The sequence below is a fragment of the Levilactobacillus sp. HBUAS70063 genome (genome assembly GCF_038374745.1).
In the GTDB taxonomy this organism is placed as follows: domain Bacteria; phylum Bacillota; class Bacilli; order Lactobacillales; family Lactobacillaceae; genus Levilactobacillus.
In genome coordinates, this window is the sequence record NZ_JBANSM010000002.1 from 240,886 (window position 1) to 262,630 (window position 21,745).

At 52.1% G+C, this 21,745-nt stretch carries 26 protein-coding genes and 1 tRNA gene; 21 read left to right on the forward strand and 6 right to left on the reverse strand.

Features of this window, described 5'->3' with window-relative positions; all coding sequences use genetic code 11:
- The first annotated feature begins 220 nt into the window (after positions 1-220).
- The 5 genes from V8I28_RS04030 to V8I28_RS04050 all read left to right on the forward strand — a co-directional run bounded on the left by V8I28_RS04030 (position 221) and on the right by V8I28_RS04050 (position 4,953).
- Entirely contained in the window at positions 221-1,036 is an 816-nt protein-coding gene (locus tag V8I28_RS04030; protein ID WP_341778839.1) for a MetQ/NlpA family ABC transporter substrate-binding protein, read from the forward strand.
- Between the two features lie 233 nt (positions 1,037-1,269).
- Positions 1,270-2,331, forward strand: coding sequence for a methionine ABC transporter ATP-binding protein (locus V8I28_RS04035; protein ID WP_341778840.1), 1,062 nt, complete (start codon positions 1,270-1,272; stop codon positions 2,329-2,331).
- A complete protein-coding gene (locus tag V8I28_RS04040; protein ID WP_341778841.1) occupies positions 2,332-3,015 on the forward strand; it encodes a methionine ABC transporter permease in 684 nt (227 codons plus the stop codon). It begins immediately after the preceding gene.
- Between the two features lie 321 nt (positions 3,016-3,336).
- Positions 3,337-4,329, forward strand: coding sequence for a DMT family transporter (locus V8I28_RS04045; RefSeq protein WP_341778842.1), 993 nt, complete (start codon positions 3,337-3,339; stop codon positions 4,327-4,329).
- A 3-nt stretch (positions 4,330-4,332) separates the two neighbouring features.
- Positions 4,333-4,953: a histidine phosphatase family protein gene (locus tag V8I28_RS04050; RefSeq protein WP_341778843.1), complete on the forward strand. Its 621-nt coding sequence runs from the start codon at positions 4,333-4,335 to the stop codon at positions 4,951-4,953.
- Between the two features lie 340 nt (positions 4,954-5,293).
- Here the strand turns inward: V8I28_RS04050 and V8I28_RS04055 are convergent, their stop codons facing one another.
- Together V8I28_RS04055 and V8I28_RS04060 are read right to left on the reverse strand one after the other, a co-directional pair.
- Complete coding sequence (locus V8I28_RS04055) at positions 5,294-5,509, reverse strand: P8 family protein (protein ID WP_168900772.1); 216 nt, start codon at positions 5,507-5,509, stop codon at positions 5,294-5,296.
- 342 nt (positions 5,510-5,851) lie between these two features.
- Positions 5,852-6,235 carry a glycine cleavage system protein H gene (locus V8I28_RS04060; RefSeq protein ID WP_341778844.1) on the reverse strand — a complete coding sequence of 128 codons (384 nt, stop codon included), beginning with the start codon at positions 6,233-6,235 and terminating at the stop codon, positions 5,852-5,854.
- 166 nt (positions 6,236-6,401) lie between these two features.
- On the opposite strand from V8I28_RS04060, the gene V8I28_RS04065 reads away from it, so the two are divergent.
- Complete coding sequence (locus tag V8I28_RS04065) at positions 6,402-7,436, forward strand: lipoyl protein ligase domain-containing protein (protein WP_341778845.1); 1,035 nt, start codon at positions 6,402-6,404, stop codon at positions 7,434-7,436.
- A 1-nt stretch (position 7,437) separates the two neighbouring features.
- Positions 7,438-7,746, forward strand: a complete 309-nt coding sequence (locus V8I28_RS04070; protein WP_341778846.1) for a DUF7671 family protein — start codon at positions 7,438-7,440, stop codon at positions 7,744-7,746.
- Positions 7,747-7,816: 70 nt separating this feature from the next.
- On the opposite strand, the gene V8I28_RS04075 is transcribed toward V8I28_RS04070, so the two are convergent.
- A complete protein-coding gene (locus V8I28_RS04075; RefSeq protein ID WP_341778847.1) occupies positions 7,817-9,469 on the reverse strand; it encodes a peptide ABC transporter substrate-binding protein in 1,653 nt (550 codons plus the stop codon).
- Positions 9,470-9,943: 474 nt separating this feature from the next.
- On the opposite strand from V8I28_RS04075, the gene mutY reads away from it, so the two are divergent.
- The 5 genes from mutY (at position 9,944) to V8I28_RS04100 (ending at position 12,883) form a co-directional block, all read left to right on the forward strand.
- Positions 9,944-11,083, forward strand: coding sequence for an A/G-specific adenine glycosylase (gene mutY / locus V8I28_RS04080; RefSeq protein ID WP_341778848.1), 1,140 nt, complete (start codon positions 9,944-9,946; stop codon positions 11,081-11,083).
- 70 nt (positions 11,084-11,153) lie between these two features.
- Complete coding sequence (locus tag V8I28_RS04085) at positions 11,154-11,474, forward strand: hypothetical protein (RefSeq protein WP_341778849.1); 321 nt, start codon at positions 11,154-11,156, stop codon at positions 11,472-11,474.
- A gap of 10 nt (positions 11,475-11,484) precedes the next feature.
- Complete coding sequence (locus tag V8I28_RS04090; RefSeq protein WP_341778850.1) at positions 11,485-12,096, forward strand: alpha/beta hydrolase; 612 nt, start codon at positions 11,485-11,487, stop codon at positions 12,094-12,096.
- Positions 12,097-12,289: 193 nt separating this feature from the next.
- Positions 12,290-12,493 (forward strand): cold-shock protein, encoded by a 204-nt coding sequence (locus V8I28_RS04095; protein WP_024746588.1) that lies wholly within the window; start codon positions 12,290-12,292, stop codon positions 12,491-12,493.
- A gap of 150 nt (positions 12,494-12,643) precedes the next feature.
- Positions 12,644-12,883: a cytochrome b5 domain-containing protein gene (locus tag V8I28_RS04100; protein WP_341778851.1), complete on the forward strand. Its 240-nt coding sequence runs from the start codon at positions 12,644-12,646 to the stop codon at positions 12,881-12,883.
- 95 nt (positions 12,884-12,978) lie between these two features.
- On the opposite strand, the gene V8I28_RS04105 is transcribed toward V8I28_RS04100, so the two are convergent.
- A tRNA-Arg gene (locus V8I28_RS04105) sits at positions 12,979-13,052 on the reverse strand.
- Positions 13,053-13,197: 145 nt separating this feature from the next.
- Here V8I28_RS04105 and V8I28_RS04110 point away from each other — a divergent pair.
- The 4 genes from V8I28_RS04110 (at position 13,198) to V8I28_RS04125 (ending at position 14,807) form a co-directional block, all read left to right on the forward strand.
- Complete coding sequence (locus V8I28_RS04110) at positions 13,198-13,503, forward strand: hypothetical protein (protein ID WP_341778852.1); 306 nt, start codon at positions 13,198-13,200, stop codon at positions 13,501-13,503.
- Positions 13,504-13,624: 121 nt separating this feature from the next.
- Entirely contained in the window at positions 13,625-13,777 is a 153-nt protein-coding gene (locus tag V8I28_RS04115; protein WP_341778853.1) for a hypothetical protein, read from the forward strand.
- A 165-nt stretch (positions 13,778-13,942) separates the two neighbouring features.
- Positions 13,943-14,635 (forward strand): NAD(P)H-dependent oxidoreductase, encoded by a 693-nt coding sequence (locus V8I28_RS04120; protein ID WP_341778854.1) that lies wholly within the window; start codon positions 13,943-13,945, stop codon positions 14,633-14,635.
- Complete coding sequence (locus V8I28_RS04125; RefSeq protein ID WP_341778855.1) at positions 14,628-14,807, forward strand: hypothetical protein; 180 nt, start codon at positions 14,628-14,630, stop codon at positions 14,805-14,807. Before V8I28_RS04120 ends, V8I28_RS04125 begins: the two co-directional genes overlap by 8 nt.
- Positions 14,808-15,004: 197 nt before the next feature.
- On the opposite strand, the gene thiD is transcribed toward V8I28_RS04125, so the two are convergent.
- A complete protein-coding gene (gene thiD / locus V8I28_RS04130; RefSeq protein WP_341778856.1) occupies positions 15,005-15,823 on the reverse strand; it encodes a bifunctional hydroxymethylpyrimidine kinase/phosphomethylpyrimidine kinase in 819 nt (272 codons plus the stop codon).
- A 230-nt stretch (positions 15,824-16,053) separates the two neighbouring features.
- Between thiD and V8I28_RS04135 the strand changes: the two genes are divergently transcribed.
- Both V8I28_RS04135 and codA read left to right on the forward strand, forming a co-directional pair.
- A complete protein-coding gene (locus tag V8I28_RS04135) occupies positions 16,054-16,350 on the forward strand; it encodes a hypothetical protein (RefSeq protein WP_341778857.1) in 297 nt (98 codons plus the stop codon).
- Positions 16,351-16,385: 35 nt separating this feature from the next.
- Positions 16,386-17,621: a cytosine deaminase gene (codA, locus tag V8I28_RS04140; protein ID WP_341778858.1), complete on the forward strand. Its 1,236-nt coding sequence runs from the start codon at positions 16,386-16,388 to the stop codon at positions 17,619-17,621.
- Positions 17,622-18,351: 730 nt separating this feature from the next.
- On the opposite strand, the gene V8I28_RS04145 is transcribed toward codA, so the two are convergent.
- Positions 18,352-18,834: a hypothetical protein gene (locus tag V8I28_RS04145; protein ID WP_341778859.1), complete on the reverse strand. Its 483-nt coding sequence runs from the start codon at positions 18,832-18,834 to the stop codon at positions 18,352-18,354.
- 277 nt (positions 18,835-19,111) lie between these two features.
- Between V8I28_RS04145 and V8I28_RS04150 the strand changes: the two genes are divergently transcribed.
- The 3 genes from V8I28_RS04150 (at position 19,112) to V8I28_RS04160 (ending at position 21,446) form a co-directional block, all read left to right on the forward strand.
- The gene (locus V8I28_RS04150) at positions 19,112-19,987 is read left to right on the forward strand and encodes a ribonuclease H family protein (protein WP_341778860.1); all 876 of its coding nucleotides are present in this window, start codon (positions 19,112-19,114) and stop codon (positions 19,985-19,987) included.
- A gap of 115 nt (positions 19,988-20,102) precedes the next feature.
- Positions 20,103-20,567, forward strand: coding sequence for a VOC family protein (locus V8I28_RS04155; protein ID WP_341778861.1), 465 nt, complete (start codon positions 20,103-20,105; stop codon positions 20,565-20,567).
- 273 nt (positions 20,568-20,840) lie between these two features.
- On the forward strand, positions 20,841-21,446 hold the full coding sequence (locus V8I28_RS04160; RefSeq protein WP_341778862.1) for a sugar O-acetyltransferase: 606 nt from the start codon (positions 20,841-20,843) through the stop codon (positions 21,444-21,446).
- The last annotated feature ends 299 nt before the right edge of the window (positions 21,447-21,745 follow it).

The following is a 21,745-nucleotide window of genomic DNA, read 5'->3' on the forward strand; positions in this document are numbered from 1 at the left end:
GAAGTGGTGATGCTTGGCACTCATTATCGTGCACGCACTTTAAGGCGTAAGCTGGCGAGTGTTAATGAGGGGTCAGGCAACAGCTGACTTGAATTAGAATGGTACCACGACAGAGTTCGTTTCTATTAATTTAGAAGCGGACTCTTTTCTTTTGGTCACCGTTTTCTCTCGCAGTAATTCAGCAATTATATTTTAGATTGGGATAAAGGGGATTTTGAATATGAAGAAATCATTTAAACGTTTTAGTTGGCTATTAGTTCTGTTAATTCCACTGTTGATCGTTGCCGGCTGTGGCAAGTCTAGCAGTAGCTCCAGCAACAAGACCGTTAAAGTGGGGATCATGGGTTCCGACGAAAAGATTTGGAAACCAATCCAAAAGAAGTTAAAGAAGGAAGGCATCAACATTAAGCTGGTTACCTTCACGGATTACAACCAGCCTAACGCGGCCTTAACGAACCACGAAATTGACATCAACTCCTTCCAACACACGTACTTCATGGACCAATGGAACAAGGCGCACAAGAGCCATATCGTTTCCATCGGGAAGACCGTCCGCGCACCACTACGGTTGTACTCCAAGAAGGTTAAGAACGTTTCAGACATCAAGAAGGGCGACCAAATCACCATTCCAAACGACTCCACGAACGAAGGCCGGGCCTTACACCTTCTACAATCCGCTGGGTTAATCAAGGTGGATTCCAAAGTGGCACTGCCAACGCCTAAGAACATTACGCAAAACAAGTTGAACCTGAAGATTACGGCCGTTGATGCCGCTCAAACGCCACGTTCCTTGAGCGATGCCACCGGAGCCGTCATCAACAACGAATTCGCTGCCGAAGCCAAGTTGCCAAACAGCGAAACCATCTACAAGGAAAAGCTGAACAAAGCCTCCATTCCTTACGTCAACATCATCGCGGCTAACAAGTCCGATAAGAACAACAAGACTTACAAGAAGATTGTCAAAGCTTACCAAACCGAAGCCACTAAGAAGTTAATCAAGAAGTACTTCCACGGTTTATCCGTTCCAGCTTGGTAAAGCGATCGTATAAAGTAGAAGAATTACCCTTAGTTTGAGAGCAAGGTCAGGGGTTACTTAACCCACTTGGCTAAGCCTCAGCCGAACAGGCACTGCGCTGTGCCGCGATGTTTACCCGCACAGCACGGTGCCTGTCCGCTGTTGGTCGTATTTCGACTTGTATCGTGGCCCACGAGGATTAAGATAGGTAGAGAGAAAAATTGCCAGCATAAGGCGAGTAAGGAGAATGAAATTTGACGAATGAAGCGATTATTCAGTTAAAAGATATCGATGTCACTTTCCACAATAAGGGGCAGACTGTCGAAGCCGTCAAGCACGTTTCGCTATCAGTGGAACGGGGCGACATCTACGGGGTTGTCGGTTATTCTGGTGCCGGCAAGAGTACGCTGGTGCGGGTGATCAATCGGCTTCAGCGACCAACTGCTGGCTCAGTTGAAGTCAACGGTCAAGACATCCTGGAGCTCTCGTCTCGCGAGCTCCGAACGGCGCGGACGAAGATTGGCATGATTTTTCAACACTTTAACTTAATGGCCTCGCGGACCATTGCGGACAACGTGGGCTACCCACTCAAGGGGCGGATGTCCCACGCGGACCGTAAGCAAAAGGTGGCCCACCTCTTGGAACTGGTCGGCCTCAGCGAAAAGGCTACGGACTATCCGGCTCAGCTATCCGGTGGGCAAAAACAACGGGTGGCCATCGCCAGAGCTTTGGCCAATGACCCCGAGATTCTGATCAGTGACGAAGCCACCAGTGCCTTGGACCCCAAGACGACCTCTTCCATTTTGGCGTTGTTAAAGCGTCTGAATAAGGAGCTCGGATTGACCGTAGTGCTGATTACGCATGAAATGGAAGCCGTGAAGGAAATCTGTAACAAGGTGGCCGTCATGGAAGACGGTGAAATCATCGAACGGGGGGACTTGGTCTCCATCTTCAGTCGCCCACAAAAGCCATTGACGCAGGACTTCATTAACACGGCCACGCAGATTAATCAGGCCTTGGAAAAGATTTTCCGGCAGGCGGACTCCCTGAACCTCAGCGAGAGTCAGCAGTTGGTTCAGCTCCAATACGTGGGGGCCAGCACCGACGCGCCACTCATTACGGAACTGTACAAGCGCTACGGGGTGGTCTCAAACATCCTGTACGGAAACGTGGAAATTTTACAGGATACGCCATTGGGCAACCTCATCGTAGTCATGTCTGGTGATCCCGATAAGTTGGCGGCCGCTTGGCAATACTGCTTGGACGCCGGCATTCACATCACGCATTTAAATCCCAACGATTCGGAGGTGGCCTAAATGAATTTACTAGCTAAATACTTTCCTAATGCCGTGACCATGAAGAGTGATTTCGTTCAGGCCACCGGTGAGACGTTGTACATGACGGCGATTACCGCCATCGTTGCCGGGATTATTGGGATGGCAATTGGGATTGGTTTAATCGTGACCCAACCGGGGGGTATCCTGGAAAACCGGGTTATCTATAACATTCTCGATAAAATCGTGAACTTGTGCCGGTCCATTCCGTTCGTTATTCTGCTGGCCGTGATTGCGCCATTGACGCGGATCATCGTGGGAACGGCGATTGGAACGACCGCAGCCATCGTGCCGCTGGTTATTGGTTCCGCGCCATTCTACGCGCGGCAGATTCAAAACGCCCTGGCGGAAGTGGATCGCGGCGTGATTGAAGCCGCCGAATCGGTCGGTTCCGGTCCCATTGCCATTATCTTCCGGGTTTATTTAAAGGAAGGGTTAGCGGATATTATCCGTTCTTCCGTCCTAACGCTGATTAGTCTGATCGACCTGACCGCGATGGCTGGTGCCATCGGGGGTGGTGGCTTGGGTAACCTGGCTATCAACGTGGGTTACAGTCGCTTCGAAACGGACGTCACGGTCATGGCCATGCTGATTATCTTGGTCATCGTCTTTGCCATCCAGTTAATCGGTGACCTGTTGGCCCGCCACGTGGACCACACGGCTTAAGGGTCGTTGCCAATATAAAATGATAAATGATGAGCTTGGGCGCTGGGTCCAAGCTCATTTTCGGTTAAAGGGTGCCTGCGAACTTGGTCGCCTTACCGTTTGTCAATTTCTATTGCTACCGGTCAGCCTCCCCCTTGGCAGGCACAGACGCCTGACTTCACAAATTTTAGGGGAGAACTTGTCATGAAGAGAATCAATGCGACAATTTTACCAATTTTCTGTTAATCAGCTAGGACCATCAAAAAAGTTGACCGCAACCGAAAATTTTTGCCGTTTCATCATCAAATTCTAATGACTATCGGGTAAAATTGGAGAATTATAATGCACGCCGTGAGTGTGGGAGAGAAAGGATTCACAGGTTTGAAAAATTCAGAGGTATCAACGGGAAACGTAATCAAGGGGATTTTCTGGGCGACGATTGCTTCAGGAATGTTTGGTGTTTCCGGAACCGTGTTACAATTTATTTCGCAGGGACAGTCGATTCCCGTTGGCTGGTTTTTGTCGGCCCGAACGATGGGCGCCGGCGTGATTTTGCTGGCCATTAGTCTGGTGCTGTATGGTAAGCAGACGTTTACCGTTTTTCGAAGTTGGCGTGAGGTTGCGTGGCTGATAGCCTACGCGCTGATTGGGCTGGGGGCCAACCTGTTGACCTTTTACATTGCCGTGCAAACCGGGAATGCCGCAGGGGCCACGATTCTACAGTATTTGAGCCCCTTATTCATTGTCTTGGGGAGTCTGCTCTTCAAGCATGAACGACCGCTGCGTAGCGATGTGATTGCGTTTGTCGTGGCGATGGTCGGCGTTTTCCTGGCGATCACGCGCGGCGATTTCTCCCAATTGGCGATTCCATTAAATTCTATCCTATGGGGCATTGGTTCCGGGATTACGGCGGCCTGCTACGTGGTGTTACCGCGGAACTTGGTCCGAGACGGCGGACACGCGCCCATCACGGTCTTAGGGTGGGGAACCTTCATTGCCGGCGTGGTCTTTAACATTCACCAGCCGGTCTGGGTCAATACGCCACCGTTGACTGGAACGTTATTGGCTTCGATGGCCACCGTCATTATTTTTGGGACCATCCTGCCGTTCTCATTGTTGCTGTACAGTGCCCATTTTGCGCCTTCCGACGTCATTAGTATTGTCGATGCCGTCCAACCTGTGGTAACCTTTGTGTTGTCCATTATTTTCCTCAGTTTAGCGATTTCGACTGCCGAAGTCATTGGTTCCGTGCTGGTGATCGTGGCGATTTACTTGCTACAACGAGGACGGCGTAATGTTGAAAAAGGGTTTCAAGGGGAAAGAGGAAGTGATTGAAGCATGACAACCTTCGATTGGGTTCGTCACGGGCAAACGCAGGCTAACGTGGATCAAATCATGCAGGGGCAATTGGACACCACCGCCACGCATTTGACGGTCCGGGGCCTGCAGCAGGCCGAGCACTTGGCCCAGTGGTTGCACGGTCAACGCTACGACCAGTTGATTAGTAGCCCGCTTCATCGGACCCGGCAGACCACGGCGGCGCTCACCACGATGTTGAGCCTGACGCCATCCTTTGACGATCGGCTGATGGAAGCCGATTACGGTGATTGGACGGGGAAGAGTCTGCCCGTGACCAGTGAGGAGCGGCCGCAGGATTTCGATGCGGTCACTGGCGAAGCCCTGCCCGACGTGCTAGCCACGGTGGGCGGTGAATCTTACCTCGACATTCAACGGCGAGTCGGTCAATGGTTGGCCGAACAGGTCGTTGACCACCCCGACGACCACATTCTCGTGGTGAGTCACGGCCTGACCATCAAGACCACCGCGTTGTTGATGCTGGGATCGCCGGCGACAACGGCCTTGCCGGAGCCGACCAATACCAGTGTCACCCGGATGGTCATTGACCCGGCAACGGGCCACCGGTACCTGCAGTTCTATAGTGTGAGTCCGGAACTCTAATTCAGAAATTAAAATAGTCGCGTTATTCCGCCTATCGGAATAACGCGACTTTTCTTACTGGGCCTTTAATGATTGAAGGATAGAAATCGACTAAAATCATGGTCATCGTACAACTCATGGCGTTACTTTTAGTCGTTTATAGTTTCGTAGTGGAAATTGGCCGCCTTACCGTTCGCCCAATATGGGTTGGAACGCGGTGGGCGGACGGGCCGAGCCACAGTACGGTCTCGACACCTCGCTTTGAGCCGAGAAATCACGTCTCAAAGACGCCAATTCCTTAAGCGGCATGAAAAAATAACCCCGCCGATTGGCAAGGTTATTTTTAGGTTGAGACAGCCGGTTACTTCTTGAGGTTATCTTCCACGTAAGAACGAACTTCATCGTCGGACTTAGCGTCGATTTCCTTCATCGAAGCTTCAGTTTCATCGGTGTTGTGACCATTGGATTCCATGAAGTGGTCCCACAGAGCATCCCGTACTGGGAGCTTTTGATCGGACCAGTCAAATACTTCGCTCATTTTTTCATCCAATAAAGCAGTCTTTTCTACAACAGCCATAACCATTACCTCCAAAAGAATATTGGGGTCAGTGGATCTGTGATTGGCATGGGTACCACCGGCTTCATTTCTTATGGTAGTCCTTTGCGGCGAAAATGGTAAATATTTTGTCTAGCTAAGTTAAAAGCTGAGATGATGGGGCGATGGTAGGGAAGTCCTGCCGCGCTTGAGCCCTGATCGTCGGAAAGTAGGGAAAATTAATGAATTATCGACCGGCCGGGAAAATTGCATTCAAAAGCCGCCCACCAACCCGGTTATTCGGTGTGGACGGCTTGGGGACAGGGGCTATCGCCTCACAGGTTCGGCCCGGTCTTGACGGACGGTCATACAGTGGATGAAGAATCAATCAAAATCAATGCGGATGTCTAACACCCAGTTTTCCAGCTGACGATTGGAGTTGATGGCCTCGGGATTGTCGACGAGAAAATGGTTAACGTCTACGACCGTGCCGGCGAAGGGGGTCTTGAAGTTCTGGACGGCCTTGTCGCTCTCCACTTCGATGATGTCTTCGTCTTGGTCGAGCTCGTCGTCGGGGGCCACGATGAGGTCGGCAAAACTGACCTTTCCCAACTGTTGAATGGCATCGCTGGTCAACCCGAGACGGTAGATGCTGTGACGCTGTTCCCACCACACACCGTTGAGGGTCGTTACTTTAGGTTCAACGGGTTTGCGGCGAAAGAAACTCTTAAATATTTGCCAAATTGATGGCTTGGCTGTTTCGGACATAGTAAAATTCCTCCCTTATGATGACTACAGGTTCAGTATACCCTTATGATGTAACCGCTGACAATAACTTCGCGGCAAGTTGTTGCCGACCGAGGGGTATGCTACACTAAATTTAAAATGACGGGGGCGCCAGTGACCATGCGCTGGGAGCCCGAGGAGGCTTACCATGTTTCTTATTGATACGAACCGGCAGGGCCAAGTGGTGACCGATGCCGTGGTGAATCAGTCGATTGATAATTATTTAGTTAATGACTTAAAGCTCCCGGGGCATGGCCTGATGATGTACGTGAATCGGCCGGCCGTGATCGTGGGCATCAATCAAAATGTGACGGCCGAGGTGGACTTCCACTACCTGGCCAAGCACGATGTTCAGTTGGTCCGGCGAACCTCCGGTGGGGGCGCCGTCTATCACGACGAACGCAACTTGATCTTTGAACACATCATCAACGGCGATCCGCAGGACGGGTCCGAATTCGGTAACTACACGGTGTTCGCCAATCCCGTGCTGAAGGCGTTGGCGGCCATGGGCGTGACCGACTTGACCATCAGTCAGAAGAGTAATCTAATGGTGGCCGGCAAGAAGTTTTCGGGCATGACCATGTTTAAGAACGGCGACGGTTACGCCGCGGGTGGGACCATCATGTACGATTTGAATGTGGATGCGGCCCATCAGGCGTTGATTCCCGTCAGCGACCGGCCGCACCGGGGCGTGGCCTCCAACCGCGTGCCCATCACCAATCTGCGGCAGTACCTGGCCCCCGAGTATCAGAACCTGGATATTCAGGCGTTTAAGACGGCTCTGCTCTGCCACATTTTCGAGGTCGATAGCCTCGATCAAGTTGAGACCTACCATCTGTCCGCACATGACTGGGAAGTTATCGATCAGCGGCTGGCGGAAAAGTACGCCACGGACGCTTGGAACTACGGCGCCAATCCGGGGTTGCGCAGCTATCAGCGACTGACTTTACCGACGGGGCAGTTGCACGTCAATTTCACCCAGCGTCACGATCAATTGCGGGCGGTCGCGCTGTTTGGCACGGTGGGCACACCGGATGACTTGCACGCCATTGCCGATCAATTGACGGGACAACCGGCAACGGCGGCGGCTGTGCAAGCGATTCTTGAGCAGCCCGCGGTCATCGCTATTCTCGGCGAGGCCGCCGTAGCCCCCTTAACCGAAATCTTAACGAAGAAGGCGTAGTATGAAGGCAAAATATGAGGTCAACCAATACGTTGGCGTCCCGGTGGCGGCCAACGCCTCGGGTAAGTATGAGATTAAGCGTGAGCCCGATGGGGACTTTAAGCTCCATTCGTGGCGTACCGGCCGGCACAGCAAGGGCAAGTACCGGGGCGTGGGGCAGATCTTCCTGACCGAGAATAACTTGAAGGTCGCGGTGGTCGCGGCCTATCCGGTGCCCTACAAGGAACGCCACGCCTACACACCCATGGCACGGTTGACGAGTGAATTTGTCGATGAGGACGTGCTCCAGACGGCACAGACCCGACTTTAATCAAAAAATAGTGACCCCGGTCAATTGGCGTGAATCCAATTGGCCGGGGTCACTTGTAGTTTAGCTTGGTTTATTTGACGAAATAGGCACTCTTGAAGTTCGACTGGGTCCCCACGGTATTGTAGAGGACGCCGTTGAGTTTCGGCTTAATTAGGTAGGTACTAGCCGGTTGAATCAGTGGCGTGACCCCCTGATCCTTCATCAACATGCCCTCGGCCGCCAGCAGGGTGCGCCAGCGTTTGGCGTTGAAGGTCGGCGCATTGCTGGCGGTGTCGATCAGGTCATCGTAGTGGCGGTTGGACCAGTGGCCGATGTTGGCCGAGTTATTGCTGGTAAATAGAGAAAGCATGGCCAAAGGATCGGCGTACTGGGCCCGTTGCGTCGTTAGCGTAAGGTCTGAGTTCACCGGTGCCACTCGGGTATTGATGGTTTGCTTGCGTTGCTTCAAGACGATCGTTAAGCCCGGCAAAGTCGTTTCGAGTTGGTGGCGTAAAATCTTCGCGGCGCTACCACTGTTGGTGCCCCGAAGATAACTCAGCGTTAAGGTAACGCACTTGGTGTGGGCGCGGTCGAGGGCCGTTTGCCATTCCCGTTGAGCCGTTTGGGGATGGTAGGCCAGGGTGGTCTGTTCGGGTTGCGCGGCCGCAAAGTCCGCGGTCCCCTTGAGGCCACGACTGAGGCCGGCCGGTACGACGCCTTGGGCGGTTAGCGAGGTGATACCATAGGCCTGTTTCGCTAGGGCCTGCCGGTTGATGGCGTGAGAAATGGCTATCCGCGTCAGCTTTTGTTGGAGCAAGTGGTTAATCGTGGTGTTCTGGCCGTTTTGGCGGTAATTGAGGAGCACCATTTTGGAATAAGGTCGGGCCGTGTAGTCGGCCTTTTTTTCGTAGTATTTCATGTTGGATTTACCAATGAGTCGCATCTCGTCTAGCTTGCCACTGTCGTAGGCGGCCCAGGCGGCGTCGATTGACCGGTAAGTCTTCACGTTGATTCGGCTGAGGTACACGTGCTTCCGGTCCCAATAGTGCGGGTTGGGAACCATGTGCCAGCGATAGGCGGAACAGCCTTGCTTTGCGACCATGAAAGGGCCGGCGTAGACCTGATAGCGTGGCTTGGTGGCGTAACGCTTGCCGTATTTCTCAGCGATGCGTTGGTTTTGGGGACCGAATAGAGGATAGGCCAGCTTCTGAGGTAGTTCGGCCATGGGGTGATCGAGGTGGACCACGAGTTTAAAACGGCTGGGGGCGCTGACGCCGAGCCGACTCGCCGGAAGCTGGCCCTCGAGAATCTGGCGGGCATTCTTGATGCCGTCGAACAGGTCCGCCTCGGGTGCCTTGGTCTTGGGCGAGAGGGCCCGCCGCCAGGAAAAGACGAAGTCGGGGGCCGTAATCACGTCGCCGTTACTCCAATAGGAATCCTTCCAGAGTGTAAAGGTGTAGGTGGTCCGGGCGGCATTGACCTTGACGCTCTTGGCCAGAGCGAGCTTGGGATTGTTATCGCCGTTGGCCTGATAAAGCCCCTCGATGGTATTGTTGAGTCGGCCAAATTGGGTCAATTTATCCGTGTCCAAGGTGGTTAGCGGGTGATTTGACGCTAATGTCAGGACTTGATTCTTCGTCATGACGCCCTTGCTGTCACTCGGTGTATCCGTTTCATGACTGATGGTACAGCCACTAAGCGTGCTACAAACGATTAAAATAAGCAGAATTCCCCAACGTTTCAAAATGCTTCCTCCGATACTGAATGGTGTGATGTGATTTAGGTTAAAAAGTAGGTCGTGTCTTCAACGAGAGCTGCCTCGAAAGGTCTCGTCAGAATTGACCCACGGTTTTCGCGTGAGCTAGTTGCTGTGATCAAACGCTACCGTAGACGAAAGTGAAGCCCCAGATGAGCTCAGCCGTGGGATTATCTTAGCGGCGATAGCCGGTTAGATAATGGCGTCTTGGAAACGCCGGTTTGGGGCGGTTCCAAGCGAGTTTCGAGACCGCTCTTTGGCTCGGAACGTCCGCCCACCGCGTTCCAGCTTATCTGGGGCGAGGTAGCTAACCCCATCTTAAGTTGTTGAAAAAAGCCAAAACGATGAGTCTTCCCTGATAATAGGGGAGCGGCGCCGGCACGTCAAGACCTTGTTGCCCACGGGACTTGTCGCCAACTGACGGATTCGCTAAAATGGTAAAAACAAGGACGGTGGCACACTATGGAAAAATGGTCAGCGGCAACAATCCGCGACTTTCGACAAACGTTACTAGATTGGTACGATCGCGAGGGACGGGACCTTCCTTGGCGGCACGGCCGTAATCCTTATCACACCTGGGTCAGCGAGGTCATGCTTCAACAAACGCAGGTCAATACCGTCATTCCTTACTACGAAAACTTCCTGGCGACCTTTCCCACGGTGGCCGACCTGGCTGCAGCCGATGAGGCGACTCTACTGAAGGCCTGGCAGGGGTTGGGCTACTATTCGCGAGCCCGGAATTTACAGCGAGCCGCCCAGCAGTTGATGACGGATTATCATGGAAAATGGCCCGAAACGGCCGCTGAACTGGAGGATCTGGTGGGCATCGGCCCTTACACGGCGAGCGCCATTGCCAGCATTGCCTTTGATCAGGTGATTCCGGCCGTGGATGGCAATGCCTTTCGGGTCTTTGCGAGGTTGCTATTGATTGATGCGGATATCGCCAAGCCCAAGACCCGCCAACTCTTCACCCAGATTATTCAACCAATCGTGGATCCTCAGCGGCCCGGGGCCTTTAACCAAGCCATTATGGACTTGGGGTCCAGCTACATGACGGCCAAGAATCCCGACCCGGAGCATTCGCCGGTTCGGGCGTTCGATGCCTCATACCGGACGGGCCGCGTGCTGGACTTTCCGGTAAAGACCAAGGCCCCCCGGCCGAAACCGATGGCCTACTACGGCTTGATTGTACATTCGCCGGCCGGCTATTTGCTGGCCCAGCGCGGTGCCAATGAAATGTTGACGGGATATTGGAGTTTTCCGCTGGTCCAGCAAGCAAGTTTACGCCAGGACGAAGCAACCCAACCGGCCACGCTCCAGACCGATATCGCCGAACTGGAACGTCGATGGCAACGGGACTATCAGATTCCGGTGACCCTGACGACGGTTGGCGGCCAACCGGTGAGTCAGACGTATACGCACCAACGTTGGCATGTTAAGCTACTGCAGGCGGATTTGCCGCGTGCCGTGGCCCTGGACTTTTTCCCCGGAAAGTGGGTGCCGGGCTCCGAGATTGCGGCGCTACCTTTGCCCAAGGTCCAGGAAAAGATGATGGCCCGTTATGCGAAACAGCAGGATTCTACGGCTTTTGGGAAGAATTAGTTTCAGTCAGACGTTATTTGCTGTATTATCTAGTTAAGTTGAAAACGGATTCGCGAGGGAGTGACTGATCGTGCAAACGATTTTTGATATGTTAAAAACGGTTTCGGTAAATCATCAGGAAGTCGAAAGCCATCAGGTGGTGGTGACCGATGAAACGGGGAAGCCCAACGGCCTGCTAACGGACTTATTACGCGACCTTATTGACAATGCCTTATTATTCGTCTCGTTGGCGGAAGTGCAGTCGGCCCCGGGATTGATTGACCAGCTGAAGACGCACACGCCGCTTCCTGACGATGTTTTGTCCGAGTACGGTAAAATCCTAGGGGAAGGCTGCTACGGGCTTAATTTTGCCCCGCAGAAGGGCCAGATTGAGCTGATTGTACGGCGTTAGGAGGAACAAGTTGGCTGATGACACGTTAATTGAAACGGCCCCGGGCGCCAATACGGAACCGCCCGTGTTACTGCTTCAGGGGACCGGTGGCACCAATACGGAGATGCTGAACTTTGGCCGGCGTTTAGCCCCCCAGAGCCCGTTGATCACGATCGCCGGTCGTAGCGGGGAAGGCGCTCAGCGTCAATATTTCCGACAGACCGCGGCGGGACCGGTGGATGCTAACCAAGTGGCCGAAGAAGCACAGTGGTTGGGCGCGTCCGTCAAAAAAGTTTGTGAGCACCATCATTGGGCTAGCGATCGCCTCATTACGGTGGGTTATTCGAACGGTGCGGCGATAGCGGCTTACGGAATTCAAACCGGAATTTTACCCGGTCAACGGGCCTTATTGTTTCATCCGCTATGGTTGCCGGTCGCCCAAAACGTTCAACGACCAAACTACCGCGCTTGGCTCTCTGCCGGTCAGCGTGACCCTTTGGTGGCGGTGGCAACCGTGGAAAAAGTGGCGGCGTCCTGTGCGAACAGTGGGGTCGCAACCACACTGTTTCAGACGGGTGGTAGTCACATGCTCACGCCGCAGGAAGTTTTGGCTGCTAAGGAATGGTTATCGGAAAATAATTAGGGCCTTATTGCAAAATAGTTTAAAATTATCGAGGTTTGCATTTGCTATTCTGCGAAATACCTGTTATCCTATGGTTAATGTATTTATGGTTCGGAAGTTTTAAAGGCTCGACGTTCTTATAAGAATGGCTCCTTTTTACCCCAGCTTTCAAATGCAAATATTATTGCGCTATGCGCATGGAGGTTTCATTCTTATGGAACAAGGTACTGTTAAATGGTTCAACGCTGATAAAGGTTACGGCTTCATCACTTTGGAAAACGGCTCAGACGTTTTCGTTCACTTCTCTGCTATCAACAGTGAAGGCTTCAAGACGCTTGAAGAAGGCCAACACGTATCCCTTGATGTAGAACAAGGCGACCGTGGCCCACAAGCTGCTAACGTTACGGTAGTTGACTAATTTACATTAGCCTAAATCGTGTCGTAAAAAACCATCAACTTCGGTTGGTGGTTTTTTTCTACCCTTTATTTATCGCTTGAAAGATGAATTACTTGAGTTGTTAGTTCGGTCAGTTTATGATGGAGCTAAATTTATAAGGCGGTGGTAGTTGTGAGTGACAAGATCTTTTCCAAGGATGAATTAGCGAAGTTTGATGGTCAGCAGGGTCAACCAGCCTACGTCGCCATTGATGGCGTCGTCTACGATGTCTCTGGCGTTGAAGCCTGGGCCGGTGGCAAGCACCACGGTAACTTAGCCGGACAGGAGCTGACCAGTGTGATTGACGGTCAATCCCCACACGGCCGTAAGGTGTTAGCAAAATTACCAGTCGTGGGTCAGTATCAAGATTAAGGTTAAATGCGGCGAGATCGGTCATTTCCGACCTCGTTTTTTTGTATAAAAAAATCGGTAAAGCCAATGACTTTACCGACTAACCGAAAACCTGATGTCGCAAGAGAGATTCGAACCCTCGACCTACGGTTTAGAAGACCGTTGCTCTATCCAGCTGAGCTATTGCGACCTATTAAAAATATAAATTGACAACGTCTTTAATTATAGAGAAGCCGCTGCGCCGTGTCAATTGCGGATTAACCGGGGGTTTCAAGTTGACAGTAGCCGGGAAACTCCAGTAGAGTGAGGGTAAAACGAGATTGGGGGTGTTCACCGTGCTGGTGCTACACATTATTGCCGAGATTGCGGTATTCTTTTCAGCGATTTGTATTATCTATTATTTCTTTCAAATCACCCAGGCCCTGGGCAACAAGCGGCAAAATTACGTCTATTGTTTGTCGGCGGTGATTGTTCTGCTGTTGGCGGCGCCGGTTGCTAATCTCTCGCGGCAAAAGACCGTTAGCCCCACGGATCAGGTCTCTAATCAGGTGCGGAAGCTGCAAAAGAAACAGCATTCGTCAGGCGAATCGCAATCCAAAACACATTCGCAAAGGTCATCAACCCAGTCGACAAGTAAGTGAACAATCAAAGGTGCCCCGAAAATTTAAAAAATTTCTTATTTCCATAACATATTACTTGCAATACTTCTGTAACATTTAGATAATATAACTGTAATCTAAAATGTTGACGGGGGGAATTGCTATGCAAGCCTTATTGGTTATTTTGTTCATTATCATGGTGGCCGGTGTTGGACAGCTGTATCTGAACAACCGGGAAGCTTTCCGGAAGAACAGCAAGCACTTGGCAACCCGGGAAAATAAATTCCATGATGATTCTGATCGGCGTTTAAGCTAATTCAATGTCAACTGGTCGTTAGCATGCCATGCTAAGGGCCTTTTCTTTTGGCTTTTTTTCGGGGAAAATGGCTGAGACCAGAAGGCTGAGCAAAGCGGACTGGATTCGGATACCAGGTGTGCTAAAGTTAAATTAAAGAAAAAATGTTAAGGAGTTGATCACACAATGAAAACGCTGGTATTGGTCTCGCACCCGCAACTGGCAGATTCGACCAGTCAGCAATTCTTGAAGGCCAGTTTGCCTAGCGAAGGCGTGACCTGGGAACATCTCGAAGACCAAGACGAATTCGATGTTGCCCAAGAGCAGCAACAATTACGGCAGGCCGATCGGATTGTTTTGCAATTTCCTCTGTATTGGTATGCGGCCCCGGCCGGTCTTAAACAGTGGGAGGATACGGTGCTAACGCGGACCTTCGTTTACGGTGATCACCGCTATCCGTTGGCCGACAAGGAGCTGGGCATCGTGGTCACCACCGGAATGCCCGAACAGGCCTTTCAGCGGGGCGGTGCCGAGGGGCTGACGTTGGACGCGGCCTTAGCGCCAATCGCCGCGCTGGCACACCGGGCCAAGATGGTCTGGCTACCGACCTTCCCGATTTATCAATTCGGTTATCTCGAAGAGCCGGAGAAATTGCAGTTGGTTACGGACTATCAGCGGTATCTAACCCAGAAGCAGCCGGATAGTCTGGCCAATCGGCAGGACTGGTTTGCCCAGCGGCTAACGGGCATGGTGGACCGACTACCGGCCGAACAGCAGGTGACCGGAAAATTAATTGCGAGTGTGTTTGACCAAAATCGGGAGCATCTCGACCAGCTGACGGACACCCTCGCCATGATTAAGGAGCAGGAAGATGACTGAACAATCAACGTGGCTAAGCCAACAAATCGATCAGTTGGCGACCCAACAGGAAAAATTCACGGACCGGGCCTTCTGGTTGGCCTTGAAAAAAGTGGTTGCCGAACAGGACCGTCGCAGCGATCAGTTGGGTGGCGAGGTGGACGGCCGAACGTGGCGGCCGGATCGGTGGTAACACGATGAATAAAGCATAAAAAAAGCTTGGGAGAAACGCCCAAGCTTTTGTGGTCCAATTCTAGATGGTTGAAACGTGGGTCCCCAGATAACGGGTTTTGCTTAAGCCTGAGAAGCCTAACCATTTCAAACTGAGATTTTGCGGTTATCGGATTTACTGCTCGCCGGCTAATCGCCTTCGAGCGCACGCTTGCTTAGCTATTTAAAATCACGGTCCATGGCCGCCCAGTGATTAACCGGGCCAAACTTGTGGCCAACCGCAATGGGGGAACCAATTGCCGCGTTGACGAATTGCTTGGCAATCTCGATGGCGCGTTTCATTGGGGTTCCCTTGGCCAACTCGGCAGTGATGCAGGCCGATAGTGAATCACCGGTCCCGTTGACGCGGTCGGTCTCGTGATAGGGCTCACTCAGCCAGAAACTATCGCCGGATGCCAGCAAGACAAAGTCCTTGACGACCGTTTGGTGCGGGTCGTTGTGGCTTCCCTTAGCGATGATGTTTTTAGCGCCCATGGCCTGAAGCTTGTGCGCCGCGGCTTCCATCTCGGCATCGCTAGTAATGGTCATCTCGGCAATCTTTTCGACCTCAAAGAAGTTCGGCGTGAGCACGGTGGCCAGCGGAATCAGCTGCGTCCGTAACGTGTTGAAGGCACTTTCCTCCAATAATTGGTTGCCGTGCTTGGTCATGATGACCGGGTCCACAACCAGCGGGCCAAAGTCCGCCGCCAGATAGTTTTTCACGACCGTATTAATCAGCTCGGAATCGGCGAGCATGCCGGTCTTAGCGGCGCGAATGTGATAGTCATCGGCGAGGTCTTTAAATTCCTGGTCGATGAAGTCCGTGGGCATGGGTACGCTGGCATGAATGCCGTAAGAGTTGCCGGCCACACACGCCGTCATGACGGATGCGCCATAGACGTGACGGGCAAAGAAGGTGTGCAGATCGGCCTGCATACCGGCGCTACCATCGCTATCCGAACCGGCGATGGTGAGGGCTTGTGGGTAAGAATTTACCATGATTAATCGACCTCCGAAGTCAAGATTATAGGTTCCAGCATAGCATAAAATCGCTGGCAATGATGACCCAAACGTTTCATAAATTTAATTGTGAAACCGGCCGGTGACGGCTCCCCATGTTCTAACGCTGGCCGGCGAGGTTCGGTGAGGTTCTAAACGGCAGCGAATTGCTCGTAAAACCGAACGTCACCGTGTAGGTTAGAGATGAAAAGACGGAGGGGGCAACGCAGATGAGCCGACAGTCGTGGCACGTCATAGCTTGGAGTCTAGTGGGTATCGCCGTGAGTTGGTATGCGTTGATTGGCGCGGTCCAGACGGTTTATCGCTGGATTCCGCACGAACCCGTTACTTTATTGTTCGGATGCGGGTTAACTGTGATAAGCTTAATAGGGTTGGTTCGGTCCGGCAAAAGGGGACCCTGGTGGTGTTTAATCCCGGCCACGGTGAGTGTGATTGCCGTGGGGCTGGGGTTAGTTGCCGACAGTACGCTGCTCTTGTTGGGCCTGACCATTCCCGGTTTTTATTAATCTCACGGAAAAGTGTAGGAGGTAGGGTAACGCGCATGTTAATTCAACAAGGTCTTATTGAAAATGCACAGCAACCACAGGATATTCGAATTGAAGACGGTAAGTTTACGGCAATTGCCGATCATTTAACGGCGAAGGATCATGAGCAGGTGATTGATGCGCAGGGAAAATTAATTCTGCCACCTTTTGTTGACCCCCATGTTCATTTGGACAGCACGATGACGGCGGGCGACCCCGAATGGAATCAGTCTGGGACCCTCTTCGACGGGATTCGGATCTGGTCCGAACGCAAGAAGACGTTAAGCATCGAGGACGTCAAGACCCGTTCCCGGCAAGCGCTGGAACGGCAGGCTAGTCACGGTGTTCAGTTTGTCCGGTCCCACGTGGACGTGACCGACCCGAATCTGACGGCCCTCAAGGCGTTGATTCAGGTCCGCGACGAAGTGAAGGACTTTATCGAGTTACAGCTGGTTGCCTTCCCCCAAGAGGGAATTCTGTCGTTCCCTCACGGTAAGGAATTGATGGAACAGGCCGCTAAGCTCGGAGTCGATGTGATTGGGGCCATCCCGCACTTTGAATTTACCCGTGAATATAGCGTGGAATCCCTCCACTTTGCCGTAGATTTAGCGCAGAAGTACGGCAAGCTCGTGGATGCCCACTGTGATGAAATCGATGACCCGGCTTCCCGAGGTCTGGAAACACTCGCCACGTTGGCCTTGGAGACCGGCTTGGGCGATCAGGTCACGGCCAGCCACACCACGGCGATGGGCTCTTACAACAACGCCTACGCTTACAAGCTGATGCGTTTACTCCAGATGTCCCACATTAACATGATTTCTAACCCGTTAATCAATACCCACTTGGGCGGTCGCTTCGATACGTATCCCAAGCGGCGTGGTTTAACCCGAGTAAAGGAATTGAATGCGGCCGGTGTCAACGTGGCCTTTGGTGAAGACGACATCAAAGATCCGTGGTACCCAATGGGGGATGGCAACATGCTCGACGCCCTCCACATGGGGATTCATGTCACCCAGATGATGGGTTACGACGACATCATGGGCTCCTACAAATTTGTGACGACCAACGGTGCCAAAGCCATGCACGTCAGCGACCATTACGGCATCGCCGAGGGCAAGCCAGCCAACCTGGTCATCATGAACAATGATAACTTCTACAACGCCCTGAACCAGCGCTCGGAAGTCCTGTATTCCATTCACCACGGTAAGGTGATTGTCAAGACGGACCCGAAGCAGGTTCACTTGGACCTTTAATCGAAAACTAAAGGTTGAAAAGAAATCGACTAAAACTATGGTCATCGTGCAATTCATGACGTTAAGTTTAGTCGTTTACAGTTTCGCAGTGGAAAGTGGTCGCCTTACCGTTCGCCAAATAGGGGTTGGATCGCGGTGGACGGGCCGAGCCACAGTGCGATCTCGACACCTCGCTTTGAGACGTGATTTCTCGGCTCAAAGACGCCAGTTCCCTAAGCGGCATGATGCCACTAAGGGAACTCCCACGGCTGAACCCCTATTTGGCTCACACACGGCTGCGAGAGTGCTGGCCAGCAACCAGCGGCTTAACCCCACGTCACAACCATTTTGGCGATAAACGCCGGTGTTACTGATAAAAATCATGCCCGCCGGAGATTGCCAGGGGTGGAGCCAGCTGTGTCGACGGTGTTAGCTGAGGTTTTTTCTCAGCTTACAGCGTGGGGCGACTTGGGAGACTTGCGGGTTTGGCAAGGCTTCCAAGCGAACCGGAAGCCCGCCTCTCAGGCTGGAGGTGTCCCCCATAGCAGGCGGAACCCCTGGCAGGCGTAGGCCTCTGGTTTCACCAATTTTGTGAACAGAACACTGCCATCACGGGAATCAGAGCGTTTATTCTACTTTCAATCTTTAGTCAAAAATCAAAAAAATCGGCAACTGACGGCGGGACCGTTAGTTGCCGATTTTAATGTTTAAAAAACCTCTCACGGTCGATAGCTCGTGAGAGGTGACGTGCTTATTTCTTTTTTGCTTTAGCGCGCTTAGCTTTTTTAACGGTCGTGACGGTCACCGGTTTCGGGGCGGGCACGACCTTTTTCTTTTCTTGATGTTGGGCGCGCAACTGATCCTTGAGCGCTTCAATCTCGGTCACGTGGTCTTCCTTCCAACTCTGGTAGGAGCCGGCAGAGTCCGTGTCGTTGGGCTTGAGGCCGGTGTTCAGCCAGAAACAAGCCTCGGAGAGACTAGAGAAGTTGTGAATCCACAAGGTCTGACCGTTGTCGGAATCAAAGGCCACGTAGGAACGGAAATGTTTCTTTAAAAAAGTATGCCGCCGAATCTTAAAGGCCTCACGCTTACGGGTTAGCCGATAGTCTGGTAAGATAAATTGGCCGGAGGAGGCCAGCTGTGGGAAACGTTCATCGCGTTGATCACGCTGGTCTTTAAGCATTGCGCGGGCTTGCTCGACGGTAATTATGGACGCATGGATTGGATTTTTCATCAAAAACCCCCTTAGAAATTTGGAAAATTAAGTAAAAAATGACAGTCTCCGGCCATTAACTCACACTTACTAGGTTAGCATAATCTAAAAGTTATGGAAACAATTTACACTTTAAAATTATTGATTTTTAAAGATTGCGAAGGTGGAGCGCAAAATTTCTTTTTCCGGCCGGTCGGGGGATGGCATCGGCTTCATAAGGATTATCATATCGAATTTATTTAGAATGATGAAATCTATGGTAAACTAGCTAAGATTAGGTTGAAAGCGAGGAATGAATGTGGCACAGAAATACTACGCGGTTCGCCGCGGACGAAAGCCGGGAATTTATCGGACCTGGGCGGAAACGCAGGCGCAGGTCAGTGGGTTCTCCGGTGCCCAATACAAGAGTTTTACCACGGCTAGTGCGGCCACAGCCTTTATGCAGGAGACTGCTAAACCCAGCGGCGCCAAACCCACCACGGCCAAACGCCCAGCGACGCCGGCATCCCAGCAGACGGCGGCCATTACCGTCTACACGGACGGCGGGTCGCGAAACACTGGAAACGTCGCTGGTGGTCACGTGCGCAACGGCGACAAGGCAGCCTGGGCCTACCGGATCGAGTTACCCGAGCGCGTGGTGACCGGTTCGGCCGGTGAATTCGGCGCCAGCAATAATCGCATGGAAATCATGGCCTTTCGCAACGCACTTCAGCGGCTGGTAGAGCTACACCAAACGCAGACGAGTATTGCCTTTGTGTTAGATTCCCGTTACGTCTTGAACGCCGTTACCCAAGGGTGGTTAGCCGGTTGGAAACGCCGCGGCTGGAAGCGTAGTGCCGGTCCGTTGGCCAACGCCGAACTGTGGCAGGACGTCGATCGCCTGTTGCCGCAATTCACCCAACTGCAGTATCAGTGGACCAAGGGCCACGCGACCAACCAGGGTAACGTGTTCGTCGATCATTTGCTCAATGAGACCATGGACCAAATGGGATCGACGCGCCATCAATCGGTTAAAAAATCCGGGACGGTAACGCCTAAAAAGACGCCCGCTGCGACACCAGTAGATAAGCCGCAATCTGCGGCATCACAAGCACCATTGACCCACACCACACCAGAACAATCGGTGGCGGATATTGCCAAGGGCCTTCGTGACCTACCGTTTCGTGGTCATTAAGGGTATAATAACAACTAGAGATCACATGCGGTTAATCTCATTAGGGGGACTAGTACCGGTCCACCGGTGACAGGCAAAACGTTTTAAAAATTAAGTAGTGAATGGGGTACCGACGATGCAAGCAAAGTTAATTCCATATTTGGAATTCGAAAACGCCAAAGAGGCCATTGCGTACTATCAAAGCGTCTTTGGGGCAACCAATGCCTACCGGGTCAGCCCAACGGCAGAGGAAGTCGAACAATTCGGGTTAGCGCCCACCGTTAATTTAGAGGAAATGACGATGCGCGGCGGCTTTAAGATTCTGGGATTGGACATCCAGTGTGCCGACGCTTTGATGGGGCAACCCACGTCCTCCACGTTAATCTCATTGATGATTGACGTGGACGCCGATGATTCTGCCAGCGTTAAGGAATTAGCTGGGCTCTATCAGCGGCTCCTTAAGTCTGATGTCAAGGTCATCAGTCCATTTGGCGAACAAAGCTTTGGTGGCAAGATGGGCCAGGTCGTGGACGCCTACGGGATTACCTGGATTCTGCGTGAACAGACGGTATCCGGTGAATCAGCAGCGGAAAACGCGTAGGCTTAGCGGCGGTTAACGGTAATTGATGATGATTATTAAGTTCGGAGGTGTTTTGGCAGATAGCTGAAACGCCTTTTTGATACCTGGAATCAGTCAAAACCAATGACTGTAAACGAGTTTGAGACCGCTCTATGGATCGGACCGGCCTTCCCCAGCGATCCAGCCTAGATTCCACAAATGGTAAGGCGAATAAAGCGGACTACCTTATTGGGATTGGCGAATGGACGTCGAAGAGAAGTGGTATCATGGATGGTAAGAGGAGTGATTGATGCAATGGCAACGGAACGGGAAAAAATGACGGCGGGCCAACCTTACGAACAATTCGATTCAGAACTGATTGCACGGCGGGTCGCGGTTAGAAAGCAACTAAGCGCCGTCAATCAATTAGACGACAATGATCAACGGAACGCGGGGTATCGCCAGCTGATGGCGGATAGCGGGGATGATTTCTTCGTTGAGGCCGGCTTGGAATACGATTACGGCTGGAATATCCATATCGGTGACCATTTCTACGGCAACTACAATATGACGTTGTTGGACACTTGCCCAATTACGATTGGCGAGCACTGCTACTTCGGGCCCAACGTGGGACTGTACACGCCGGTTCATCCGCTGAACGCCATGGCGCGGGTTCACGACGTCGAGATGGGGGCGCCCATCACCATCGGCGATAACGCCTGGTTTGGCGGTAACGTCACGGTCCTTCCCGGTGTGACGCTGGGAAATAACGTTGTGGTCGGCGCCGGCGCCGTGGTGACCAAGTCCTTCGGCGATAACGTCGTCTTAGTGGGGAACCCTGCGCACGTCATCAAGGAAATTGATAACGGTCCCACTGGCAATGCCGCCGCACGGGCTAAGTGGCCAGAAAAGTTTGACTAAGACAAAGGGTTAAGCTATCACCTAAATTCTAATCAAATTCTTAGAATCCAATGATGATTGGTGATGTAAACGCTTTAATTTCTGCAGAGAAATCTTATCCTTATTCAAGATTTTACTAATCCTAGTGTCCGCGTATAATAGACTTTGGATATTGATTCAAAGAGATTTGCGTAGGCAATTTGTATTTAACCGTGATTGGCGCTGTACAGGTGGCTCGTGTGACGACCCGTGTATGGCGCTTTTTTCGTACAATCTCTTCGGAGCATGACCGCTGGAAGCTTGCTTCCAGGAAACAAATG